This is a genomic window from Amycolatopsis sp. CA-126428, from assembly GCF_002904335.1.
Taxonomy (GTDB): domain Bacteria; phylum Actinomycetota; class Actinomycetes; order Mycobacteriales; family Pseudonocardiaceae; genus Amycolatopsis.
Genome location: NZ_PPHF01000034.1, coordinates 18664 through 41648 on the forward strand (window position 1 = coordinate 18664; position 22985 = coordinate 41648).

Here is a 22985-nt window from a genome sequence, read left to right on the forward strand (position 1 = left end):
CGTCAGACGCGTGAACTCCGCCCGAACTCCCGCTCTCCCGAAGCTCGCCGCGTACACCACGCTGCGTCTCGGCGGCCCGGCCCGCCGCTTCGTCAGCGCTGTGACCAGCGAAGACCTGGTCGCGGCGGTCGGCGAGGCCGACGCGGCGGGCGAGCCGGTGCTGCTGCTCGGCGGCGGCTCCAACCTGGTGGTCGGCGACGCGGGGTTCGACGGCACGCTCGTCGAGGTGGCGAACACCGGCTGGCACCGTGACGGCGACCACATCGAGGTCCAGGCCGGTCAGAACTGGGACGCCTTCGTCGCCGCGCTGGTCGAGGCCGGGCTGGGCGGGCTCGAGTGCCTCTCCGGCATCCCCGGCAGCGTCGGCGCCACGCCGATCCAGAACGTCGGCGCGTACGGCTGCGAGGTCGCCGAGTCGATCGTCTCGGTCGAGCTCTACGACCGCGGGACGCGCGAAGTGCGCACGCTCAAGGCCGACGAACTCGGCTTCGCCTACCGCACCAGCGTCCTCAAGGGCACGGACACCGGCGTCGTCCTCTCGGTCCGCTTCGAGGTCCGCGAAGACGGCCGTTCCGCGCCCATCCGCTACGCCGAGCTGGCGCGCACGCTCGGCGTCGGGATCGGCGCCCGCGTCCCGGCCGCCGAAGCCCGCGAAGCCGTCCTCGAGCTGCGTCGCGGCAAGGGCATGGTGCTCGACCCGGACGACCACGACACCTGGAGCGCCGGCTCGTTCTTCACCAACCCCATCGTGCCGGGCGCCGAGGCCGAAGCGGTGCTCGAGCGGATCACGTCGGTCGCCGGCGCGGCGGCGCCGCAGTACCCGGCCGACGGCGGCGTCAAGCTGTCCGCCGCCTGGCTGATCGAGCGCGCCGGCTTCGGCAAGGGGTACCCCGGTCCGGGGAACCGCGTTTCGCTGTCGACGAAGCACACCCTGGCGCTGACCAACCGCGGCGACGCGACGACGGAGGACCTGCTCGCCCTGGCCCGCGAGGTCCGCGACGGCGTCCACGAGCGCTTCGGCGTCCGGCTGCACCCCGAACCGCTGCTGATCAACTGCGTGATTTGAGCCAAACCGGGCAACCCGTACGTGTGTAGGACGTCTTTGTCGACAAAGGCGTCGCCACCTGACTGGTTGGACTTTGCCCATCAGCGGGTAACGTCGGCTGGGCTACCAGCGCTAAAGGGCGTGTGCCCGCTGGTCGGCGGGGGATTTCGGGAGGTTTTCGGTGATCGAACGGCGTACGGTCTTCAAGGCTGCTCTGGCGGCTGGAGCCGCCCTGGTCGCCGCCGCGTGCTCGAGCGAGACGGGCGGCACCGCCAAGCCGACCGGTGCCAACAGCGACGGCGAAGGCGGTGGCGCGCAGCCAGTGGCGAAGATCACGGCCGAGCCCGCCGCCGACGCCAAGGACGTCCCGGTGCTCAAGCCCGCCGTGCTCAAGGTCGCCGACGGCAAGCTCACCGAGTGCAAGCTCAGCGCCGACGGCGGCAAGGAGGTCAAGGGCGACCTCTCGCCCGACGGCCTCACCTGGACCAGCTCCGAGCCGCTCGGCTACGGCAAGACCTACACCTACGCCGCCAAGGCCACCGGCTCCGACGGCAAGCCGGTCGAGTTCAAGGGCAGCTTCGCCACGATCGCCCCGGCCAAGCAGGTCCGCGCCACGCTCAACCCGGCCGACAACCAGACCGTCGGCGTGGCCATGCCGATCAGCGTCAAGTTCCAGTCGCCGGTGAAGAACCGCGCCGCGGTCGAGAAGGCCCTGTCCGTGAAGACGGACAAGGACGTCGAGGGCGCGTGGGGCTGGCTGTCCGACAGCCAGGTCGACTACCGGCCGAAGGAGTACTGGCCGCAGAACATCACCGTGAACGTCGAGGCGAAGCTCTACGGCGTCGACCTGGGCGGCGGCGCGTACGGCAAGGCCGACGTCACGACGAAGTTCAAGATCGGCCGCAACCAGGTGGTCAAGGTCAACACCCCGGACCACCAGATGCGCGTCTACCGCGGCGGCTCGCAGGTCAAGAGCTACCCGTGCGCGAACGGGCTGGACGGCGAGGTCGACCGCAACACCCCGAACGGCACCTACATCATCATGACCCGGGAGCCGACCGCGGTGTTCGACAACGCCCGCTACGGCTACACGAACGTCAACAAGAAGTGGGCCTGCCGGTTCTCCAACCACGGCGAGTACATCCACGAGAACCAGGACAACGCGGCCAACATCGGGAAGAACAACAACTCCCACGGCTGCGTCAACCTGCTCGAAGCCGACGCCAAGGACTTCTACGACTCGGCGATGATCGGCGACCCGGTCGAGATCACCGGCTCGAAGCTCAGCCCGCCGATGGCCTCGGACGTCAAGGACTGGAACTACAGCTGGGCGGCCTGGCAAGGGCTGGGTGCGAAGTAGCCCGTGCGCACCGAAGTCGTCGGGCACGGCGGGGTCCGGCTCGGCCTGCGGGTCGAGGGCGCCGAAAACAGCAGGCCGATCGTGTTCGTGCACGGCTGGGCGCAGTCGGCCGGCTGCTGGGCCGCGCAGCTCGCCGACCCGGCCCTGACCGAGCGGTTCCTCCTGGTCGCGGTGGACCTGCGCGGGCACGGCGCCTCCGACGTCCCGGCCTCCGGGTACGACGACCCGCAGGTCTGGGCGGACGACCTCGCCGCGGTGCTCGACTTCGCCGGTCCGGACGCGATCGTCGTCGCGTGGTCCTACGGCGGCCTGGTGCTGACCGACCACATCCGGGTGCACGGCACCGCACGCCTGCGCGGGCTCGTGCTCGTCGGTGCCATCACCGAGATCGGCCGCGACCGGCCGGGCGGGCGCATCGGTGCGCTGATGCGCGAGCACCTGCGGGCGATGCTTTCGGACGATCCGGACATCGCGATCCCGGCCCTCACCGCGTTCAGCCGGGGGATGGTCACCGGGCCGGTGCCCGGTGCGCAGGTCCAGGCCCTGCTCGGCGCCGCTCTCAGCGTGCCGCCTTCGGTCCGCTCGGCGCTCTTCCGCCGGGACGTCGGCAGCGAAGACGTGCTGGCCGGCATCGACAAACCCACCCTGGTCGTGCACGGCTCGCACGACCGTGTGATCGACTCCGCGGCGGCGGAGCACGCCATCGGGAAGATTCCGGGTGCCATCGGGCGTTGGTTCCTTGACGGGGGGCATGCGCCCTTCGCCGAGTCCGCGGCCGAGTTCGACGCGGTGCTCCGGCAGTTCGCCGAGGAATGCTGAAGCGCAGGAGAAGTGACCAGGTGACCAGCAACATCCGAAGGTTCCGCGCTGCGCCGCGCCGGATCGCGGTGCTGTCCGTACACACCTCGCCACTGGAACAACCCGGGACCGGCGACGCCGGCGGGCTGAACGTCTACGTCAGCCAGACCGCGACCGAGATGGCCCGCCGCGGCGTCGAGGTCGAGGTGTTCACCCGCGCGACCGCCTCCGGCCAGCCGCCGGTGGCCGAGCTGGCGCCCGGGGTGACCGTGCGGCACGTGCAAGCGGGCCCGTTCGAGCCACTGGGCCGCGATGAGCTGCCCGCCCAGCTGTGCGCGTTCACCTCCGGCGTGCTGCGGACCGAGGCCTTCCACGAGCCCGGCCACTACGACCTCATCCACTCCCACTACTGGCTGTCGGGCCAGGTCGGCTGGCTCGCCCGCGACCGGTGGTCCGTGCCGCTGGTGCACACCGCGCACACCCTGGCGAAGGTGAAGAACGCCGCGCTCGCCGAGGGCGACAAGCCCGAGCCGCGCACCCGCGTGATCGGCGAGGAGCAGGTGGTCGCCGAGGCCGACCGGCTGGTCGCCAACACCGCGGTCGAGGCGCGTCAGCTCATCGACCTCTACGACGCCGACCCGGGTGCGGTGCACGCCGTGCCGCCGGGCGTCGACCTCGAACGCTTCACGCCGGGCTCCCGGTCCGTGGCGCGCGCGGAACTGGGGCTGGCCGAAGACGACGTCGTGCTCGCCTTCGCCGGCCGGATCCAGCCGCTCAAGGCGCCGGACGTGCTGCTGCACGCCGCGGCCGCGATGCTGTGCCGCCGCCCCGAGCTGGCTTCGCGGCTGGTCGTGCTGATCGTCGGCGGGCCGTCGGGGACCGGGCTCGAGCAGCCGCAGGCCCTGCGCGAGCTGGCCGTTTCGCTCGGCATCGAGGGGCAGGTCCGGTTCCTGCCGCCGCAGCCGGGCGAACGCCTCGCCCGCGTCTTCCGCGCCGCCGACGTCGTCGCGGTGCCCAGCTACAACGAGTCGTTCGGCCTGGTCGCCCTCGAGGCGCAGGCCTGCGGGACGCCGGTGGTCGCCGCCGAGGTCGGCGGGCTGCCGGTGGCGGTGCCGCACGGCGTCTCCGGGCTGCTGGTGCCCGGGCACGGCGCCGAGGAGTGGGCGGACGCGCTGGCCGCCGTCGCGCTCCGCCCGGACCGGCGCGCCGAACTGGCCGCCAACGCCGTCGTGCACGCGCGCCGGTTCTCCTGGCGCCGGACCACGGACGCGCTCCTGGACATCTATGCTCAGGCCACCAGCGCCTTTTCCCGTGCGCTGGACCTGCGCACGGAGGTGGCGGTGTGAGCCTGGACGAGCTGATCCAGTCTACTTTGGACTCGGCGGAGCTGAAGTACGACAAGCGCGGGCCGGGAAAGTACTTCGTCACGCTGCCGGGGACGAAGAAGCTGCAGACCAACGCGTGGCTGGTCGACGGCGACCACGCGTTTTCGGTGGAGGCCTTCGTCTGCCGCCGTCCCGACGAGTCCCATGAGGACGTTTACCGATTCCTGTTGCAGCGCAACGCGAAGCTCTACGGCGTTCACTACACGGTGGACAACCTCGGGGACATCTACCTGGTCGGCCGGTTCGGCAAGGAGACGATGAGCGCCGACGAGCTCGACAAGGTGCTCGGCCAGGTGCTGGAAGCGGCCGACGGCGACTTCAACACGCTGCTCGAGATCGGCTTCGCGACGTCGATCAAGCGCGAGTGGGACTGGCGCGTCTCCCGCGGGGAATCCCTGGCCAACCTCCAGGCCTTCAAGCACCTCGTCGCGCCGGAGAAGCCGCACGAACCGGGCTTGACCGAGTCGTGACCCGGGCCGTGCAACGGCCCTGAACCGCACCTCCGTCTCCTCGCCAGCCGAACTGGAGGGAGACGCAGGATGCGGACTCGATGGAGAGCCGGGCTCGCGGTCGTGGGCGTGGCGTTCGTGCTGGCGGGCTGCTCGGCGGCCCAAGAGGGCAAAATGTCCACGGCGGACAGTGCCGGTTCCGGGCCGGTGCCGGCCGCGCCGCAGCAGGGCGCCGGCAAATCCGGGCCGGAGAAGGTGACCCCGCCGCAGCCGGGTGCCACCGAGCGCAAGCTCTCGCGCAGCGCCCGGCTGGAACTGACCGCCCCCAAGGTGGTCGACGTCGTCGCGCAGGCCCGCGGCATCGCGCTGGGCGCCGGCGGCTACACCGGGCAGGAGAGCACGGGCGACGAGCTGGCGACGCTCAACCTCGCGGTGCCCGCGGACAGGCTCGACGGCGTGCTCGACCAGCTCTCGCACCTGGGTAGCCGCCTGGTGAAGCGGGAGCTGAACACCCAGGACGTGACCGAGCAGGTCGTCGACGTCGAAGCGCGGCTGGCGACGCAGCGGGCGTCGGTGGAGCGGATCCGCACGTTGCTGGCGAAGGCGACGTCGGTGTCCGAGATCGCCTCGGTCGAGGGCGAGCTGACGAGCCGCGAGGCGGCGCTCGAATCACTCGAGCAGCAGCGGAACTCGCTGGCCGGCAGCGTGGCGATGGCGACCGTGGCGATGACCATCCGCAACGTCGCCGCGGCTCCTCCGCCGGCGGAGGACCACAGCGGGTTCCTCGGCGGGCTGGCCGGCGGCTGGCACGCGTTCCTCATCTTCGGCGGCGGCCTGCTGACCGTGCTGGGTGCGCTGGCGCCGTTCCTGCTGTTCCTCGTGCCGCTGGGCTGGCTCGGCTGGTGGCTCCACCGCCGTCGCCGGACCCCGGCGCCGGAACCGGGCGAGGGCTGAGCGGAACAGGCGGGACGGCTCGAGGGAGGGGGAGTCGCGATCTCGAGCCGCCCCGCTGAAGTTCCCGCCGATCAGGACCCGGTGACGAGGGGGGTGTCAACGGGGCCGGCGGGCCGCGGCTCGGCAGGGGGGAGACGAGCCGCGGTCAATGCCCGAACCCGGCCGGGGAGTGCGTGGAATCCGGCCGCTCGGGACGTAGCCAACCTGTCAGATCCCGCCCGGTAATCACAAGGCTACTGGCTAGCCCGTTCGAGTGAATTTTTGAAATGTCGATAACGGTGCGCAGTCTGAGGCCGGAATTTTGCGCGTTGTTGGCGGGCGGACTTGACGAAGAGTGAGGTGTTACTCCGCGGTAACACACTCTGGGTAGGACGACGGCTGCGGCGGAGGTCACCAGCCGGTTGCGGGGCGCGTTCTGGCAGGCTGTGGGGCATGGGCGAGATTGGGACGTTGGTGCTGCTGCGGCACGGGCAGAGCACGTGGAACGCGGAAAACCTGTTCACCGGCTGGGTGGACGTACCGCTTTCGGAGCAGGGCGAGGGCGAAGCCCGCCAGGGCGGCCGGTTGCTGGCCGGCGCCGGGCTGCTCCCGGACGTGGTGCACACCTCGCTGCTGCGCCGCGCGATCTCCACCGCGAACATCGCGCTGGACGCTGCCGACCGGCACTGGATCCCGGTGAAGCGCGACTGGCGCCTCAACGAGCGCCACTACGGCGCTCTCCAGGGCAAGGACAAGAAGCAGACCCTCGAGGAGTTCGGCGAGGAGCAGTTCATGCTCTGGCGCCGCTCGTACGACACCCCGCCGCCGCCGATCGACCCGAACGACAAGTGGAGCCAGGTGGGCGACCCCCGCTACGCCGGCCTCGGCGACAAGGCGCCGCTGACCGAGTGCCTGAAGGACGTCGTCGAGCGGCTGCTGCCGTACTGGGAGTCCGAGATCGTGCCCGACCTGCGCGCGGGCAAGACGGTGCTGGTGGCCGCGCACGGCAACTCGCTGCGCGCGCTGGTCAAGCACCTCGACGGCATCTCCGACGCCGACATCGCGGGGCTGAACATCCCGACGGGCATCCCGCTGCGCTACGACCTCACCGAGGACCTGCGGCCGGTGAAGCCGGGTGGCGAGTACCTCGACCCCGACGCCGCCAGGGAAGCCGCCGCCGCGGTGGCGAACCAGGGCCGCTGAGTTTCCGGTCGCCGAAGGCCACGTTGCGGGACTCCGGTCCCGTGGCGTGGCCTTCGTGGTTTCCCGAGCGCGAAGAACAATCGCAGGATCAATAGCGCATTCCCGGATCGGGGAAAATCCGGTTCGGATGACGAACCGCGAACACCACGCACGTCATCGGCTGGAGCAGCGGTGATCTGGTCGGCGTCGACGGACGCGGCTGCGGTTTCTGAACTTCACCCGGACGGTTTCCCGAGGAAATCGGGCTTGACCTGAAACGATTTCCGGTAGCGTGAAGTCGCATGAAGCGATTTTCGGTGCTCTTTCCGGTCCTGGGGGCGCTTCTGGTCCTGGGTGCCGCGTGCTCGGACCCGCCCGCCGGTGATCCGGGGGCCGCCGCTTCGCTGCCCGAACCCGTCATCCCGGCGAACCCCCCGCCGGCCCCGGCGGCCGCCGCCGAGGTGCACCTGCCACTCGACCCGTACTTCGGGCCTCCCCAGGGCCACCAGGAAACCCTCGAGAAGGCGAAGACCATCCTCATCACGAAGTGCATGCGGGAAAAGGGATTCGCCTACCAACCCGACACCGGCGGGGGCACCGCGCAGCCGAGCGCCCCGCTGCCCGGCTACGGGCTCAACGACCTGCAGGCCGCCCGCGAGCGGGGGTATTCGCCGTCCGGCGCCGGCAGCGTCCAGGCGGCCGCCGGGCCAGGCCGGATCCCGACGCTCGACAAGCTCGTGCAGGAACACGGCGCCGCGTGGGTCAAGGCGCTCCACGGCTTCCTGCCGCCGGACACCGCGGGCCCGGGCGGCTGCCTGAGCACCGCCGCCGTGAGCGCCCCCGAGTACGACCGGCTCGACCGGGAGCTGCCCGGGCGGCTCGCCGGCCAGGCGAGCGAACGGACCCGGGGCGACGGCCGGGTGGTCGCCGCGACGAGCGCGTGGAGCGCCTGCATGGCGGAGTCCGGCTACGCGTACAAGTCCCCGGCCGAGCCGCCGAAGCAGAAGTGGCCGACCCCGCCGTCGCCGGCCGAGCTCGCGACCGCGACGGCCGACGTGACCTGCAAGGCCCGGACGAACCTCGCGGGCATCTGGCTGGCCGTGCAGACCGGCTACCAGCAGACGCTGCTCGAGCGGAACGCGCCCGCGTTGAAGCAGCTCCAGGACGCCTGGCAGGCCGTGCTGAAGAACGCCGAGCGGATCGTCGCGACCGGCGGCTGAGGAGCCGCCGCGGGTGAGTCACAGCAGGCCGGCTTCGCGGGCCCGGGCGCCGGCCTGGAACCGCGACGACGCACCCAGCAGCTCCATCAGCTCCGCCACCCGGCGCCGGTAGGTGCGCAGGCTGACGCCGAGGACCCGGGCCGCCGTCTCGTCCTTGCAGCCCGACGCCAGCTGCTCCAGGATTTCCCGCGCGCCCAGCTCGGTGAACCGCGCCTGGTAGGACTCGAGGTCGGTCGCGGCGTGCCAGGCCGCTTCGAACAGCGACTGGATGCCCTGGACCAGGTCCGGGTTGCTGATCACCGTGTAGCCGCGGACGCCGCCGACGTCGTCGCCGGCCACGATCGCGATGCGGCGGTCGAGCAGGATCGTCTCGTTGATCTCGCGTTCGGTGATCCGGATCCGGGCGCCGTGCGCGGCCACCTGCCGCAGGTGGCCGGCCAGCGCGGGGTCGAACAGCACGGCGGGCAGGTAGATCTTGCGCAGGGTCATCGCGCGCGCCTGCTGCTCGCGCTCGGGCGCGCTCGGGTGCGCCACCGACCACGTGTGCAGGTCCCGGGCCGCGCAGGAAATCTCCGTCGCGACCTCGAACAGGTGCGCGGTCCGCTCGAACAGCTCGGCTTCGCCGCGCACCATGACGACGTCAGTCACCTTCTCCACGTATTCCAGTGTGGCAGCAAACTGCCAAACCCGGTGGTCATGCGGGCTCCGCCGGAAGGCTGGGGCCATGACCACGAACACGCTCCCCGCCGCCGCGGCGGGCACCTGGAAGCTCGGCTCCTTCGAAGTCAACCGCCTCGGGTTCGGCGCCATGCGCCTGATGTCCACTTCGGACGGTGGTATCCGCGCCCGCGAGACGTCGCTCGCCGTGCTGCGCCGGGCCGTCGAGCTCGGCGTGAACCACATCGACACGGCCGCGTTCTACTTCGCCGGCCCGCGCTCGGCGAACGAACTGATCAACAGCGCGCTGTCGCCCTACGACGACCTGGTCGTGACCACCAAGGTCGGGCCGGGCCGCGACTTCGAAGGCACCTTCTACACCGCCCGGCCCGAGCAGCTGCGCGCCCAGGTCGAAGAGAACCTGCGCGAGCTGGGCCTCGACCACCTCGACGTCGTCAACTACCGGATCGGCCAGGCCCTCGACCGCGGCACCGGCTCGCTCGCCGACGGCTTCGGCGCGCTCGCCGAACTGCGCGAAGCCGGGCTGATCCGCGAGCTGGGCATCTCCAACGTCGGCCCGGAGCACCTCACCGAGGCCCTCGCGATCGCGCCCGTCGTCTGCGTCCAGAACCAGTACGGCCTGACCGCCCGCCGCGAGGACGACGAACTCGTCCGGATGTGCGCCGAGCGGGGGATCGCCTTCGTCCCGTTCTTCGCCGTCGCGAGCGGGACGGGGGAGGACGCGCGGGTGGCCGAGGTCGCGCGCCGCCACGACGCCACCCCGGCGCAGGTGCGGCTCGCGTGGACCCTCCACCAAGGACCGCACGTCCTCGCCATCCCCGGTACGGGCGATGTCGAGCACCTCGAACAGAACGTCGCCGCGGCCGCGCTGGAGCTCACCGAGGAGGATTTGGCGGCTCTCGAGGGGAACGGGTGAATTCGCCGGAATGTCTCGCCGGGGAATCGATCGGGTGAACGCCGCCTGAAGCCCCGGCGAACATGTCCTCCGCAGGTGTCGCGGTGCTCACGACAAGGCGGACAACGCTAGGCCGAAGGGCCACTTCTCAGCTTACGATCGGCCTGTGACCACGCCTGTTTCACTCGCATTGGCCATCGGTGCACTGGTGGCCGGTGCGGTGGCCGGTTACTTCGTGGCGCGGGCCCGCACCCGCCGGGAAGAGGTCCGGCCGCCGGGCCCGACCATCGCCGAGCTCCTCGAACGGCTGGTCCGCTCCTCCCACAACGGCATCGTCGTGCTCAACCGGTTCGGCGACATGGTGCTGCACAACCCGCGCGCCTACGAGCTGGGCCTGGTCAAGGTCAACCAGGCCGACCCGCGGGCCCGCAAGGCCGCCGAGCAGGTCTCCGAGACCGACGAGGCCCTGGAAATCGACCTCTCGCCGCTCGAAGCGCGCGGCCGCCAGCCGGAGGCGGTGCTCGGCCAGGTCCGGCCGCTGGGCGACGGCTTCACCGTCGTCGAGGCCGTCGACCACTCCGAGGCCATCCGGCTGGAGGCCGTGCGCCGCGACTTCGTCGCCAACGTCAGCCACGAGCTCAAGACCCCGGTCGGCGCGATCGCGCTGCTCACCGAGGCGGTGCTCGACGCCGCCGAGGACGTCGCGGAGGTCCGCCGCTTCGGCGGCAAGATCCTGCGCGAGTCCACCCGGCTCGGCCAGCTCGTCACCGAGCTGATCGCGCTGTCGCGGCTGCAGGGCGCCGAACGGCTGCCCGACCTCAACGTCGTCGAGGTCGACGCGGTCGTCCGCGAGGCCCTCGGCCGCACCACGCTCTCGGCCGAGTCGGCCGACATCCGGATCACCACCGACACCCCGAGCGGCCTGCTCATCGAGGGCGACCGGACGCTGCTGGTCACCGCGCTGTCGAACCTGCTGGAGAACGCGGTCGCGTACTCGCCGGCCGGCAGCCCGGTGTCGATCTCCCGGCGGCTCGCCGACGGGATGGTCGAGATCGCCGTCACCGACCGCGGCATCGGCATCGCCGAGGACGAGCAGCAGCGCGTGTTCGAGCGCTTCTACCGCGCCGACAAGGCCCGCTCCCGCGCCACCGGCGGCACCGGCCTCGGCCTGGCGATCGTCAAGCACGTCGCGGCCAACCACGGCGGCTCGGTCGGGCTGTGGAGCCGTCCGGGCACCGGCTCGACGTTCACCCTGCGCATCCCCGCGCACGTCAGCCCCGAACCGGCCCCCGAGCCGGCGCGGGCGGCCAAGACCTCGCCGGCACCGCGGCAGGAGAAGACCCCCGAGCGCACCCCCAGGCTCGTGGTTACCGGGCAGGACAGCCCAGATCATGGAGGAAACCTGTGACCAGGGTTCTCATCGTCGAGGACGAGGAGTCGTTCGCCGACCCCCTCGCCTTCCTGCTGCGCAAGGAAGGGTTCACCGCGGCCGTGGCCGGCACCGGTCAGGCCGCGCTGGAGGAGTTCGACCGCAACGGCGCCGACATCGTGCTGCTCGACCTCATGCTGCCCGGGATGAGCGGCACCGACGTCTGCAAGCAGCTGCGCCAGCGCTCCGCCGTGCCGGTCATCATGGTGACCGCGCGCGACAGCGAGATCGACAAGGTCGTGGGCCTGGAGCTGGGCGCGGACGACTACGTCACCAAGCCGTACTCGGCGCGCGAGCTGATCGCCCGGGTCCGCGCGGTGCTGCGCCGCGGCGGCGAGCCCGGCTCGGAGGGCGAGCTGGCCCCGCTGGTGCTGTCGGCCGGCCCGGTCCGGATGGACGTCGAGCGGCACGTCGTGACCGTCGACGGCGCCGACGTCTCGCTCCCGCTCAAGGAGTTCGACCTGCTCGAGTACCTGCTCCGCAACGTCGGCCGCGTGCTGACCCGCGGGCAGCTGATCGACCGGGTGTGGGGCGCGGACTACGTCGGCGACACGAAGACGCTCGACGTCCACGTGAAGCGCCTCCGTTCGAAGATCGAACCGGACCCGGGCTCGCCGCGGCACCTCGTCACGGTTCGCGGCCTGGGCTACAAGTTCGAGACGTAAGCCCGATTCGGTGCGGTATCGCCCGATATCGGCGGCCTTGGCGGCTTCGGAGGCGCGCCGGGGCGGTACCGCACCGAGTGTTGTTGGTTACATGTTCGAGACCTGACGCCAGGCCCGGTACCCTGGACCCCCGTGCGCCTAGGGGTACTCGACGTCGGTTCCAACACCGTCCACCTGCTCGTGGTCGACGCCCACCGTGGCGCCCACCCGACGCCGATGCATTCCGAGAAGTCCGTGCTCCGGCTGGCCGAGCGGATCACCCGGAGCGGCGAGCTCAGCCGGGCCGGTGCCGACGAGCTCTGCACCGCGGTCCAGTCCGCGAAGGAAGCCGCCGCCCGGCTCGGCTGCGAAGAAGTCATGGCGTTCGCCACCTCCGCGGTCCGCGAGGCGAAGAACTCGGTGAAGGTGCTCGCCCGGGTGGCCGAGGAAACCGGCGTCGACCTGCAGGTCCTTTCGGGTACCGACGAAGCGAGGCTCACGTTCCTCGCCGTCCGCCGCTGGTACGGCTGGTCGGCCGGGCAGCTGCTGGTGCTCGACATCGGCGGCGGCTCCCTCGAGGTCGCGATGGGCCGCGACGAGGAGCCGGTGCTGGCCGAATCGCTGCCCCTGGGCGCCGGGCGCACCACCCGGACCCGTTTCCGGCACGACCCCCCGACGCGCTCGGAACTCGTCGCGACTTCAGCGTGGCTGGACGACCAGCTCACCGACCTCGCGCGCAAGGTCACCAAATGGGGTGAACCCGATCGGGTCGTCGCGACGTCGAAGACGTTCCGCTCCCTCGCCCGGCTGACCGGCGCGGCCCCCTCGGCGGCGGGCCCGCGCGTCCGACGTACGCTCACGGACACCGGATTGCGCCAGCTCCTGGCCTTCGTTTCGCGGATGCCTTCGGCCGATCTCGCGCAGCTCGAGGGCGTCAGCTCGAGCCGATCGCACCAGCTCGTGGCGGGTGCGCTCGTGGCGCAGGCGACGATGCGGGCGCTCGGTGTGCCGGAACTCGAGATCTGCCCGTGGGCTCTGCGAGAGGGTGTCATCCTGCGGCGGCTGGACCATTCGAACAGCGCGGATGAGACTGGAGCCGCCCGCGTGGGGCGCTTCGGCGCACAGGAGGACCGGTGAAAGCACGCGGCTGGACTTCCCGGACGGATAACGGGCACGGTGGAGAGGTGACGGACATGCAGAGGTCGGTGTACAGCGCGCGCGGCGCCGCCGGTGGGCCGTCGGGTACCACTCCGCGAGGTGCCGAACGCAACTCGGTGCGCGCAGGGGATCACCAGGTATGACGGACCAGACCGGAGGCGACCAGCCGCAGAAGACCGTGGCTGAGCTGCTCGCCCAGCACGGTGCCCAGGTCGACGGCGGACGCCGTCGCCGCCGGCGCGCCGCCGATGACGACGACGAACCCGCCACCCCGGAAGCCCCGCCCGGCGCCACCGGCTCGCACCGGCGGCCCGGCGTGAGCGACACCGGCCCGCAGGCGATCATCGACCGGGTGGCATCCGAGGGCACGCCGCCCCCGCCGGCACCCCCCGCGCGGCCCGCCGGACGGCGTCGCGCCGAGCCGCCGTCCCCGCCGCCGCCCGCGCCCCGCGCGGTGCCGCAGGACTCCCAGCCGCTGCCCCGGCCGGTGCCGCCGCCCCCGGCGCGGCCCGCCCCCGGCGGTGCCGAGTCCGGCCAGTACGCCCGCCCGGTCCCGCAGGAGTCCGGGCAGTTCGCCCGGCCGCCGCAGGAATCGGGCCAGTTCTCACGCCCGGTCGCGCCCGAGCCCGGGCCGCCGCGGCCGCCGGAGTCGGCCCAGCTGCCGGTGCCGCCGCGCGCCGCGCCGCGCCGCCAGCCCCCGCCGCCGTCCCAGCCGATGCCGGTTCCGCCGCCGCAGCCTTCGCAGCAGCTCCCGGTTCCGCCGTCGGCCGAGGAGACCCGCGCCGTGGCACCGGTCCGGCGCCGCCCCGGTCCGCCGCCGCCTTCGCAGCAGCTGCCGGTTCCGCCGCCGCCGCCTTCGCAGCAGCTGCCGACGCCCCCGCCGCCGCCCGGCGGCCCGCTGTCGGCCCGGCTCGACGGCCTCAACGGCACCCCGGACGCCGACATCGACGTCCCGCCGGGCCCGATGGCCAGCGGGACGTTCGCGCCGCCGCCCGCCGCGCCCGGCCGCCCGCGCCGCGCCCCGTCGCGCCGCCCGGAGCCGAAGCGCGAGGACCACACCGAGCAGTTCTCGGCGGTCCCCGACGACGAGCCGCCCGCCCCGCCGGCGCCGAAGAAGGGCAAGAAGCCCGAGCCGCCGGAGCCGTCCTCGCCCGCGGGCCTGGCGAACTGGCGCAAGCGGCGGCAGAAGGAGCAGATGGAGGACACCGAGATCGGCGTGATGCCGGTGGTGCCCACCGACGCCCCGGACGACGGCTACCCCGAGGACGACTTCGAGCCCGACGGCTTCGCCCCGGAGAGCAGCGGCTACCAGGCCGCCTACGAGGCGGGCCCGCCGACCGGCGCGTACCCGCCGCCGATGCCGTTCGCACCCGGCGGCGACCGGGCTTCCCGGGCGCCGATCCCGGACGACCTCGCGCCCTACGAGCGCGAGTTCGCCGACGACTACCCGGCGGACGGCCCGGACTTCGAGCAGGACGACTACGCCTACGAGCAGGGCGAAGACTACGAAGACGACGAGTACGACGACGCGCCCGAGCCGGTCGCGGAGCCGGAACCCGCGGCTTCGCCCGGCAAGCAGTGGCTGGCCCTGGCCGGCCAGCTGGCGATGGGTGTGGTCGGCGGTGCCGCCGTCTGGCTCGGCTTCAACTGGCTGTGGGTGAACATCCCGGCGGCCGCGCTGATCGCCGCGCTGCTGGTGGTCGTCGCGCTGGTCTGGATCGTGCGGAAGATCCGCCGCGCCGAAGACCTGCAGACGACGGTGCTCGCCGTGCTCGTGGGCTTGGTGGTGACGGTGTCGCCCGCCGCGTTGCTGCTGGTCGGCCGCTGACGCGGTGATCCGCGTCGCGTTGGCGGCCCGGCGGCGCCACCCACCTTGAGTGACGGGGCAGGATGGCGCGCGTGACAGACGAGCAGCCGGTCCCCGTCGGACTCAGCACGGCGTCCGTGTGGCCCCTCAAGGCGGGCACGGCCTTCGAGCTGGCCGCCGAGCTCGGCTACGACGGCGTCGAGGTGATGGTCTGGGCCGACCCGGTCAGCCAGGACGTCACGGCGCTGCGGCGCTGGTCGCGGCGCACCGGCGTGCCCGTGCTGTCGGTGCACTCGCCGTCGCTGCTGATCACCCAGCGGATCTGGTCGCCGGACCCGGTCGTGCGGCTGCGGATGTCGGTCGACGCCGCTCTCGAACTCGGCGCGCGCACGGTCGTGGTGCACCCGCCGTTCCGCTGGCAGCGCCGGTACGGGGATGCGTTCGGCGATCTGGTCGCCGAACTGGAGGAGTCGAGCGGCGTCGAAATCGCCGTGGAAAACATGTTCAAGGTCCGGCCGCCGGGTGGTTCGAAGAATTCGCGCGTGTCCGCGTTCCGGCCGTCGATCGATCCGACGGACGTCGGGTTCCGGCACTACACACTCGACCTGTCCCACACAGCGGCAGCCGAGATGGACGCGCTGGCGCTGGCGCAGCGGATGGGTGACGGCCTTTCGCACGTCCACTTGGCCGACGGCACCGGCGTCCCGAAGGACGAACACCTGGTGCCGGGGCGCGGTGGCCAGCCCTGCGCCGAACTGCTCGAGAAGCTGGTCAGCAACGGTTTCGCCGGCCAGATCGTGCTGGAGATCAACACCCGGCACGCCGTCACCGCGGCCGAGCGCGTCCGCGACCTGGCCGAGGCGCTGTTGTTCGCGCGGTTCCACCTCGGCCAATAACCGCGTCGGCATATCCACGCCCGAGTGCATTTCCGCCGGTCCAACCCGTAAAGTTCGGACCGTGAAACCGTCGCTCTCGTTGCTTGTCACCTACCCCGGTTCCCGGAATGGCGCGGACCCTTCGTGAGCGGAATGGACGGCACCGCCGTGTCCTTCGACACGGCGAGTGCGGCGCGGTCGCTGGGGGACGGCACCTTCACCGCGGTGCTGCGCGCGGAATGGGCCATCGGTTCCCACCCGCACGGTGGTTTCCTGCTCGCCCTGCTGGCCCGGGCGGCGATCGCCGCCCTGCACGAGCGCGGTGAGCCGCACGCGGAGCCGCTGGTCGTCAGCGCGGAGTTCCTGCACGCGCCCGCGCTCGGCCCGGTGCTGCTGCGCACGGACGTCCGCAAGGTCGGCCGCCGGGCGACGGTGGTCGAGGTCCGGCTGGAGCAGCGCGGCCGCAGCTGCGTCGAGGCCAGGGTGACGACGGGCCGGCTCCCGATGCGCCGCCCGGAGTGGACGGACGTGCCGTCGATGCCCGCCGAGCCGCCGCCCGGGGCGCTGGCGATGGCGGAGAGCACCGAGGGGCCGTTCAACCTGGCCAAGGGGTGCGAGGTCCGCCTGGACCCGGCGACCGCGGGCTACCTGACCGGCCGCACGGACGAGCCACCCCGCATGCGGCTGTGGGTCCGGCCGCGGCACAGCCTGGTCGACCCGTACTTTTCGCTGCTGGCGTCCGACGTGAACCCGCCGGTGGTGATGAACCTCGGCCGCATCGGCTGGGCGCCGACGGTCCAGCTGACGGCCCTGCTGCGCACCCGCCCGGCGCCGGGCTGGCTGCGGGTGGTGGTGGAGTCGAGGTCGGTCCACGAGTCCTGGTTCGACTCCGACGCAACGGTGGTGGACGCCCAGGGCCGGCTGGTGTGCCAGGCCCGGCAGCTGGGCCTGGCCCCGGCACCGGGCGGCTGAGCGCCGGTTGGAGCGGTTGTGGGGTGCGCGGTGGCACGGCTGCCGGGCCGGTTGGGTGCTGAGCGGCTCTGGCACGGTCCCGGCGAGCCCGCGCGTGGCTCGGTGCTGATTGCGGCGGCCCGGCCCCAGCGAGCGGCTCCGCCAAGCTCCGGCCGTGGGCCCCCGAGTGGGGGCCGCGGGCACCCGGTCGGCAAGCGAGCCCGCCCCACTCCCGGCACCTCGCCCCGGCACTCGGCGCCCCCGGTGGGTTTGGCACGCTGGGCTCCATGACGGTCATCGCGGTGCTGGGTGCGGGCAAAATCGGCGAGGCGTTGCTCTCGGGGCTGCTGCACGGCGGCCACGACGCCGGCGACCTCCTCTTCACCGAGCGGTACCCGGCGCGCGCCGACGAACTGACCAGCCGCTACGGCGTCCGGGGCGTCGAGGTCGAGGAAGCCGCCAAGCGGGCCGATGTGCTCGTTGTCGCCGTCAAGCCGCAGGACATCGAGCCCGTTCTGGACGAGCTCGCGCCGCTGCTCGGGCCGTCGTCGCTCGTCGTGTCGCTGTGCGCCGGGCTGCCCACCTCGCTCTACGAACGGCGGCTCGCCGACGGTGTTCCCGTCGTGCGGGTCATGCCAAACACGCCGATGCTCGTCAACGAGGCCATGAGCGCCATCTCCGCCGGGCGGCACGCCACCGCCGAACACCTCGCCGTGGTGCGGGACCTGCTCTCGCACGTCGGGCAGGTCGTCGAGGTGCCGGAAAGCCAGCAGGACGCCGTCACCGCGCTGTCCGGGTCCGGCCCCGCCTACTTCTTCTACCTGGTCGAGGCCATGATCGACGCCGGCATCCTGCTGGGCCTGCCGCGGGCGCTCGCCGGGCAGCTGATCATCCAGTCGGCCGTCGGGGCGGCGAAGATGCTCGCCGAATCCGATGAGCACCCCGTGCTGCTGCGCGAGGCCGTGACCTCGCCGGCCGGGACGACCATCAACGCCATCCGCGAGCTCGAGAAGCACGGCGTCCGCGCCGCGCTGCTGGCCGCCATCGAGGCCGCCAAGGACCGCTCGGTGGAGCTCGGGAAGGCCCACGACGAAGCCTGATTTCCCCGGAAAGGGCGATCGCCCGGGTCTTGCACGCGCGGGTGCTTGTGCGTTAGCGCTGGTAGGGGCCCATCTCGGTGACAGGCGTCGCATTAGTCCCACCAGTCCCGCTACTCTCGATAGAGCACGTGCGTGTCGATACCACAGGTGGGGAAGCCTCGTGGCGCGACACGTGTCGAAGGACGCGGTAAACATGTCTCCGAACAAAAAGGAGGATTTGCCCGCCGTCGGGCAGGTCCAGTTTCTGACGGTCGCCGAAGTGGCCACGCTGATGCGGGTCTCCAAGATGACCGTCTACCGTCTCGTGCACTCGGGTGAGCTGCCCGCCGTCAGGGTCGGGAAGTCCTTCCGGGTGCCGGAGAAAGCAGTGCACGAGTACCTCCAAGGTGCCTACTACGACGTGGGTTGAACCGGCTGCCGGGCACGCCGTGGCCAGCGGCGCGCAGCGCTACGACGTGCCCGCCGACCGGCCCGCCGACTGGCCCGCCCGGGGAGACGGGTAACCTGGAAAACCGCTCGTGCCTGTGCGCTCCACCCGTTGGACGCTGCGCCGGGCAGCGTGACCGACGTCGACCTAAGGAGCGCCCATGGGCTCTGTGATCAAGAAGCGCCGCAAGCGCATGTCGAAGAAGAAGCACCGCAAGCTGCTTCGCCGTACGCGCGTCCAGCGTCGTAAGGCCGGCAAGTAAGCCTGCTGAGCGTGACCGTGGCCCGTCCAGTCTCTGGACGGGCCACGTCCATGTGGTGGGCAGGTCCGCCCGTTCGAGTGAGGCGTTCGTCGCTTTCCGGCGAAACCGGTGTTAATAGCACGTGAGATGGGCCGGAGCTACCACTGAAGAGCGGTAACATCTCAACGGCGTCCGCGCGATGCTGCCAGTGAGTGCAGGTTCGCGCGCCTCGGGTGACCGTCCACCCCCCACATGCCCTACGCCGCAGGGAGTCGCATGCCGTCGAACATCGTGCTCGTCACCGGGGTCGCCGGGGAACTGGGCGGGAAACTGCTCGCCCGGCTGGGCAACAACCCCGACTTCGAACGGGTCATCGGTGTCGACACGGTCCCGCCGGACAAGACGGTCCTGCAGCGCATGGGCCACGCGGAGTTCGTCCGCGCGGACATCAGGAACCCGCTGATCGCGAAGGTGATCAGCACGGCCCAGGTCGACACGGTGGTGCACGCGTCCTGCACCGCGCACCCGGCCGGGCCGGGCCGCCGCACGGCGATCAAGGAAGTCAACGTCATCGGCACCATGCGGCTGCTCGCCGCCTGCCAGCGGTCGCCGCTGGTCCGGAAGCTGGTGGTCAAGTCGACGGCGGCGGTGTACGGCGCCGGCGCCCGCTCGCAGGCGGTGTTCACCGAGGACTCCGAGCTCATCCCCACCTCGACCAGCGGGTACGCGAAGGACGCCGTCGAGATGGAGGGGTACGTGCGCGGCCTGGTGCGCCGCCGCCCGGACATCACCACGACGCTGTTCCGCTTCGCCAACATCATCGGCCCCGAGACCGACACCGTCCTCGCGCGCTACTTCGCGCTGCCGGTGGTGCCGACGGTCTTCGGCTACGACGCGCGCATCCAGCTGCTGCACTCCTCCGACGCGTTGTCCGTGCTGGAGCGGGCGACCTTGACCGACCAGCCCGGCGTGTTCAACGTCGGCGCGGAAGGGGTACTCACCCTTTCGCAGGCGATCCGGCGAGCCGGCCGGGTCGAGCTGCCGATGCCGCGGAGTGTGGTGCCGTCGGTCGGCAAGGTGCTGCGCGGCGCCAGGGTGGTGGACTTCTCCGCCGACCAGGTCCGGCTGCTGAACTTCGGCCGGGTGGTCGACATCGCCAAGCTGAAGCAGGAGTTCGGGTACACCCCGCGGTGGACCACGCGTGAGGCGTTCGACGACTACATCGTCGGACGCGGGCTCCGCCCGGTGCTCGACGGCGGCAGACTGGCCGGACTGGCCGGCAAGGTGCTCGTCGCCGCCGCAACGGGTCAGAGCCGGTGACCAGGCTGCACGACGATTGGGACGACTTCGGAAGCGAGGCGGAGACGGTGGGCGGTGCCGAGGCGCAGGTCATCCCCCTGCACGGACCGGGCCGGGAGAAGCCCGAGGCGGTGACGGCGGAGCAGGACCTGCGCGAGCAGGAAGCCGCCCGGGCCGACGCGCCGGTCGTCGCCTTCCCCGGCGGCGTCGAGCAGCCGGCGCCGGCCGAGCCCCTTTCGGACGCCGCGCGGTCGGCGCTCGGGTTCCTCCGCGACCGGCTGACCGGTGACTACACCGTCGACGAGTTCGGCTTCGACGCCGAGCTCACCGAGGCGGTGTTCCTGCCGCCGCTGCGCGCGCTGTACCAGAAGTGGTTCCGCGTCGACACGCACGGCGTCGAGAACCTCCCGGCGGCCGGCGGCGCGCTGCTGGTCTCCAACCACTCGGGCACGATCCCGCTCGACTCCCTGATGACGGCGGTGGCTGTCCACGACGAGACCGGCGGCCGGCACCTGCGCGGCCTCGGCGCGGACCTGGTGTTCCAGGTGCCGCTCGTGGGGTCGTTCGCCCGCAAGTCCGGCCAGACGCTGGCCTGCCACGCGGACGCCGAGCGCCTGCTGCGCAAGGGCGAGCTGGTCGGGGTGTGGCCGGAGGGCTTCAAGGGCGTCGGCAAGCCGTTCGCCTCGCGCTACAAGCTGCAGCGCTTCGGCCGCGGCGGTTTCGTGTCGGCCGCGCTGCGCGCCGGCGTGCCGATCATCCCGGTGTCGGTGATCGGCGCCGAAGAGATCTACCCGAAGCTCGGTGACATCAAGGTGCTGGCCCGCATGCTGGGGCTGCCGTACTTCCCGGTGACGCCGTTCTTCCCGATGCTGGGCCTGCTGGGCGCGGTCCCGCTGCCGACCAAGTGGAGCATCGAGTTCGGCGAGCCGATCGCGACCGACTCCTACGGCCCGGACGCCGTCGACGACCCGATGCTGGTGTTCCAGCTGACCGACCAGGTGCGGGAGTCGATCCAGCAGACGCTGTACCGGCGGCTTTCGCAGCGGAAGTCCGTCTTCCGCGGCTGAGCCGGCCACTCCGGCCCGAGGAGGTGCTCTGTCCTCTCCGGGGCCAGGCGGTGCAGATGGGCCCGTCCGGCGCGAACTGGGCTGGCTCGGCTGCCACAGCACCTTCGGCTGCCGGCACCCCACCGCGGCACCGACCTCGCGCTGCGCGTCGCCGAACTGACCGCCACGCGCGCGGCCGCGCTGGACGCCCACGCCGCCGAACTGCGGCGCATCGAACGGTCGCTGCACGACGGGACGCAGAACCGGCTCGTCGCGGTGAACGTGCTGCTCGGTGCGGCGAAGCGGGCGTTGACGCGGGATCCCGCGGCGGCCGATGAGATCCTCGAGCGCGCCCCGGACGCCGGCGAGCAGGCGCTCGCCGAACTGCGCGCGGTGGTGCGCAGTGTCCTCCAGCCGGTGCTGACCGAACGCAGCCTGCCCGACGCGCTCACCGCGCCGGCCGCCGACTGCCCGGTGACCTGCCGGATCGACGCCGACCTGCCGGGCCGGCCGGCCGTCTCGGTCCAGGGGACGGCCTACTTCGTGGTCGCGAGGCGCTGACGAACGTCGCCAGGCACAGCGGGGCGAACACGGTGACGGTCCGGCTCCGCGGCGAGCGGGACCGGGTGCACGTGGAGGTCAGCGACGACGGCCGCGGCGGGGCGCACGAGGACACCGGGTCCGGGCTGACCGGCATCCGGCGCCGCGTCGAGGCCCACGACGGGTCGTTCGCACTGGCCGGCCCGGCCGGCGGCCCGACGACGCAGAGGGTGAGCCTGCCGTGCGGATCGTGATCGCCGAGGACGACCTGCTGCTGCGCGAGGGGGTCGCGATGCTGCTGCGCGCCGAGGGCGTCGACGTGCGGGCGGCGGTGGCCAACGCCGTCGACTTCCTGGCGGCGGTGGACGAACACGCGCCGGATCTGGCCATTGTGGACGTCCGGATGCCGCCGACAACCGGCTCGGCCGCCTCAGCGCCCGGGAACGCGAAGTCCTGGCGCTGATGGCGGAGAGCTTGGGCAACAGCGCGATCGCCGAACGGCTCGTCGTGACCGGGCGGTGAGGGTGGCTCAGGGGGTGACTTCTGCCCGCCGGTAGCCCAGCCGTCCCCGGGTCGCGACGAGCAGCACGAGGGCGATCACGGTCGAGGCGAGCAGGAACGCGTGTGTCGTGTCGCGGACCGTCAGCGACGGGAACATTTCCGACCAGGCGAGCGAGAAGAAGTTGTTGACGCTGGTGTGCAGCAGCATCGCCAGCGGCAGGCTCTGGCCGGTGCGGTTGAACACCCAGGTCATGATGATGCTGAAGGTGACGCAGGTGGCGACGAACTCGACCACCGTCAGCCAGGTGACGTCCGGCCAGCCGCCCCATTCACTGAAGAACAGCGGCAGGTGCCACACGCCCCACAGCGGGCCGAGGACCAGCGTGCCGCCGAGCGGCCCGAAGCGCTGCTGGAGACGGGGGAGCGCGAAGTCCCGCCAGCCGGGTTCCTCCGCGAGCCCGGTCGTGACCATCTGCAGCACCAGGCCGGGCACGTAGGCCACCAGCGTCGCCACCGCGGGCAACACGGGGTTCTGCTCCGACAGCGCGATCGTGGTGATCGTCAGCGCGGCCGGCACGCTGACCACGACCGCCACGTACCAGAGCCAGTTGACCCGCCACTTGAACAGCCGCGCGGTCCAGCGGCGCAGCCCCGTGCGTCCGTCGGCGATCGCGGTGACGAGGAACGCCGAGCCGATCGGGCCGAGGTAGGCACCCGGCAGGACGCCGGCGAACTGCGCGGTGCCGAGCACCTCCGGGAACCGGAAGTGCAGGACGCCCAGCCCGTTCTCCGACAGGATGTAGGGCGTCCACGCGACCCAGCTCAGCAGGTTGGCCAGGACGAAGAACCACGTGAGCGGGTGTCTGCGGATGCTGTCCCGCAGGCCGCCGCTGTCACTGCTCCGCTCTTCGATGTCCACTCGGGTCGCCACCGCACTGCCCTTCGCCGAAGCTGCTTTTCCGATGCGGAAAGCACATCAGCCGGCGGCGGCCGGGTCATTCCCGCGCGCACCCGAAAAGGTG

24 protein-coding genes and 1 pseudogene are annotated in these 22985 nt (G+C 72.0%); 23 read left to right on the forward strand and 2 right to left on the reverse strand.

Annotation, left to right across the window (positions count from 1 at the left end):
* Nucleotides 1-10 precede the first annotated feature (10 nt).
* The 8 genes from C2L58_RS09945 (at nt 11) to C2L58_RS09980 (ending at nt 8372) form a co-directional block, all read left to right on the forward strand.
* Nucleotides 11-1066: a UDP-N-acetylmuramate dehydrogenase gene (locus C2L58_RS09945; RefSeq protein ID WP_103337275.1), complete on the forward strand. Its 1056-nt coding sequence runs from the start codon at nt 11-13 to the stop codon at nt 1064-1066.
* Nucleotides 1067-1226: 160 nt separating this feature from the next.
* Nucleotides 1227-2405 (forward strand): L,D-transpeptidase, encoded by a 1179-nt coding sequence (locus C2L58_RS09950; RefSeq protein WP_103337276.1) that lies wholly within the window; start codon nt 1227-1229, stop codon nt 2403-2405.
* Nucleotides 2406-2408: 3 nt separating this feature from the next.
* A complete protein-coding gene (locus C2L58_RS09955) occupies nt 2409-3224 on the forward strand; it encodes an alpha/beta fold hydrolase (RefSeq protein WP_103337277.1) in 816 nt (271 codons plus the stop codon).
* Nucleotides 3218-4549 carry a D-inositol-3-phosphate glycosyltransferase gene (mshA, locus tag C2L58_RS09960; protein WP_199191195.1) on the forward strand — a complete coding sequence of 444 codons (1332 nt, stop codon included), beginning with the start codon at nt 3218-3220 and terminating at the stop codon, nt 4547-4549. The genes C2L58_RS09955 and mshA overlap by 7 nt, the downstream gene beginning before the upstream one ends.
* Entirely contained in the window at nt 4546-5058 is a 513-nt protein-coding gene (locus C2L58_RS09965; protein WP_103337278.1) for a YbjN domain-containing protein, read from the forward strand. The genes mshA and C2L58_RS09965 overlap by 4 nt, the downstream gene beginning before the upstream one ends.
* Before the next feature lie 69 nt (nt 5059-5127).
* Nucleotides 5128-5991 carry a DUF4349 domain-containing protein gene (locus tag C2L58_RS09970; protein WP_233225653.1) on the forward strand — a complete coding sequence of 288 codons (864 nt, stop codon included), beginning with the start codon at nt 5128-5130 and terminating at the stop codon, nt 5989-5991.
* Between the two features lie 432 nt (nt 5992-6423).
* Nucleotides 6424-7173: a phosphoglyceromutase gene (locus tag C2L58_RS09975; RefSeq protein WP_103337280.1), complete on the forward strand. Its 750-nt coding sequence runs from the start codon at nt 6424-6426 to the stop codon at nt 7171-7173.
* Between the two features lie 281 nt (nt 7174-7454).
* Nucleotides 7455-8372 (forward strand): hypothetical protein, encoded by a 918-nt coding sequence (locus tag C2L58_RS09980; protein WP_103337281.1) that lies wholly within the window; start codon nt 7455-7457, stop codon nt 8370-8372.
* An 18-nt stretch (nt 8373-8390) separates the two neighbouring features.
* Here the strand turns inward: C2L58_RS09980 and C2L58_RS09985 are convergent, their stop codons facing one another.
* Nucleotides 8391-9029 (reverse strand): DUF6879 family protein, encoded by a 639-nt coding sequence (locus C2L58_RS09985; protein ID WP_103337282.1) that lies wholly within the window; start codon nt 9027-9029, stop codon nt 8391-8393.
* 67 nt (nt 9030-9096) lie between these two features.
* Here C2L58_RS09985 and C2L58_RS09990 point away from each other — a divergent pair, with 67 nt between their 5' ends.
* From C2L58_RS09990 to C2L58_RS50340, 15 genes and pseudogenes are all read left to right on the forward strand, one after another.
* Nucleotides 9097-9966, forward strand: a complete 870-nt coding sequence (locus C2L58_RS09990) for an oxidoreductase (protein WP_103337283.1) — start codon at nt 9097-9099, stop codon at nt 9964-9966.
* Between the two features lie 145 nt (nt 9967-10111).
* Nucleotides 10112-11353 (forward strand): sensor histidine kinase, encoded by a 1242-nt coding sequence (locus C2L58_RS09995; protein WP_199191196.1) that lies wholly within the window; start codon nt 10112-10114, stop codon nt 11351-11353.
* Nucleotides 11350-12039 (forward strand): response regulator transcription factor, encoded by a 690-nt coding sequence (locus tag C2L58_RS10000; RefSeq protein ID WP_013222396.1) that lies wholly within the window; start codon nt 11350-11352, stop codon nt 12037-12039. The genes C2L58_RS09995 and C2L58_RS10000 overlap by 4 nt, the downstream gene beginning before the upstream one ends.
* A 132-nt stretch (nt 12040-12171) precedes the next feature.
* Entirely contained in the window at nt 12172-13155 is a 984-nt protein-coding gene (locus C2L58_RS10005) for a Ppx/GppA phosphatase family protein (RefSeq protein WP_103337284.1), read from the forward strand.
* A gap of 160 nt (nt 13156-13315) precedes the next feature.
* On the forward strand, nt 13316-15004 hold the full coding sequence (locus C2L58_RS10010; RefSeq protein ID WP_233225654.1) for a hypothetical protein: 1689 nt from the start codon (nt 13316-13318) through the stop codon (nt 15002-15004).
* Nucleotides 15005-15066: 62 nt separating this feature from the next.
* Entirely contained in the window at nt 15067-15879 is an 813-nt protein-coding gene (locus C2L58_RS10015) for a sugar phosphate isomerase/epimerase family protein (RefSeq protein WP_199191197.1), read from the forward strand.
* 132 nt (nt 15880-16011) lie between these two features.
* Nucleotides 16012-16830, forward strand: a complete 819-nt coding sequence (locus tag C2L58_RS10020) for a thioesterase family protein (RefSeq protein ID WP_103337286.1) — start codon at nt 16012-16014, stop codon at nt 16828-16830.
* Nucleotides 16831-17096: 266 nt separating this feature from the next.
* Nucleotides 17097-17909, forward strand: a complete 813-nt coding sequence (proC, locus tag C2L58_RS10025; protein ID WP_103337287.1) for a pyrroline-5-carboxylate reductase — start codon at nt 17097-17099, stop codon at nt 17907-17909.
* 193 nt (nt 17910-18102) lie between these two features.
* Nucleotides 18103-18318 (forward strand): helix-turn-helix domain-containing protein, encoded by a 216-nt coding sequence (locus C2L58_RS10030; RefSeq protein WP_013222402.1) that lies wholly within the window; start codon nt 18103-18105, stop codon nt 18316-18318.
* A gap of 178 nt (nt 18319-18496) precedes the next feature.
* Nucleotides 18497-18598 (forward strand): 30S ribosomal protein bS22, encoded by a 102-nt coding sequence (locus tag C2L58_RS10035; RefSeq protein ID WP_007030867.1) that lies wholly within the window; start codon nt 18497-18499, stop codon nt 18596-18598.
* A gap of 255 nt (nt 18599-18853) precedes the next feature.
* On the forward strand, nt 18854-19897 hold the full coding sequence (locus C2L58_RS10040) for an NAD-dependent epimerase/dehydratase family protein (protein ID WP_103337288.1): 1044 nt from the start codon (nt 18854-18856) through the stop codon (nt 19895-19897).
* Nucleotides 19894-20943, forward strand: coding sequence for a lysophospholipid acyltransferase family protein (locus C2L58_RS10045; RefSeq protein ID WP_199191198.1), 1050 nt, complete (start codon nt 19894-19896; stop codon nt 20941-20943). The genes C2L58_RS10040 and C2L58_RS10045 overlap by 4 nt, the downstream gene beginning before the upstream one ends.
* Before the next feature lie 255 nt (nt 20944-21198).
* Nucleotides 21199-21483, forward strand: a complete 285-nt coding sequence (locus C2L58_RS50330; RefSeq protein WP_233225655.1) for a histidine kinase — start codon at nt 21199-21201, stop codon at nt 21481-21483.
* A gap of 32 nt (nt 21484-21515) precedes the next feature.
* Nucleotides 21516-21716 (forward strand): hypothetical protein, encoded by a 201-nt coding sequence (locus tag C2L58_RS50335; protein ID WP_233225656.1) that lies wholly within the window; start codon nt 21516-21518, stop codon nt 21714-21716.
* Nucleotides 21704-21877: pseudogene (locus C2L58_RS50340) on the forward strand (response regulator transcription factor); the annotation flags it as partial. The gene C2L58_RS50335 and the pseudogene C2L58_RS50340, both read left to right, overlap by 13 nt.
* A 114-nt stretch (nt 21878-21991) precedes the next feature.
* On the opposite strand, the gene C2L58_RS10060 reads toward C2L58_RS50340, so the two are convergent.
* On the reverse strand, nt 21992-22894 hold the full coding sequence (locus C2L58_RS10060; protein WP_103337289.1) for a CPBP family intramembrane glutamic endopeptidase: 903 nt from the start codon (nt 22892-22894) through the stop codon (nt 21992-21994).
* Between the last annotated feature and the right edge of the window lie 91 nt (nt 22895-22985).

Coding starts and splice junctions, on each gene's coding strand:
- C2L58_RS10020 (WP_103337286.1), top strand. CDS start 16,012: ATGGACGGCACCGCCGTGTCCTTCGACACGGCGAGTGCGGCGCGGTCG.
- C2L58_RS09980 (WP_103337281.1), top strand. CDS start 7,455: ATGAAGCGATTTTCGGTGCTCTTTCCGGTCCTGGGGGCGCTTCTGGTC.
- proC (WP_103337287.1), top strand. CDS start 17,097: ATGACGGTCATCGCGGTGCTGGGTGCGGGCAAAATCGGCGAGGCGTTG.
- C2L58_RS10015 (WP_199191197.1), top strand. CDS start 15,067: ATGGCGCGCGTGACAGACGAGCAGCCGGTCCCCGTCGGACTCAGCACG.
- C2L58_RS10010 (WP_233225654.1), top strand. CDS start 13,316: ATGACGGACCAGACCGGAGGCGACCAGCCGCAGAAGACCGTGGCTGAG.
- C2L58_RS10040 (WP_103337288.1), top strand. CDS start 18,854: ATGCCGTCGAACATCGTGCTCGTCACCGGGGTCGCCGGGGAACTGGGC.
- C2L58_RS10030 (WP_013222402.1), top strand. CDS start 18,103: ATGTCTCCGAACAAAAAGGAGGATTTGCCCGCCGTCGGGCAGGTCCAG.
- C2L58_RS10035 (WP_007030867.1), top strand. CDS start 18,497: ATGGGCTCTGTGATCAAGAAGCGCCGCAAGCGCATGTCGAAGAAGAAG.
- C2L58_RS09990 (WP_103337283.1), top strand. CDS start 9,097: ATGACCACGAACACGCTCCCCGCCGCCGCGGCGGGCACCTGGAAGCTC.
- C2L58_RS09975 (WP_103337280.1), top strand. CDS start 6,424: ATGGGCGAGATTGGGACGTTGGTGCTGCTGCGGCACGGGCAGAGCACG.
- mshA (WP_199191195.1), top strand. CDS start 3,218: ATGCTGAAGCGCAGGAGAAGTGACCAGGTGACCAGCAACATCCGAAGG.
- C2L58_RS09970 (WP_233225653.1), top strand. CDS start 5,128: ATGCGGACTCGATGGAGAGCCGGGCTCGCGGTCGTGGGCGTGGCGTTC.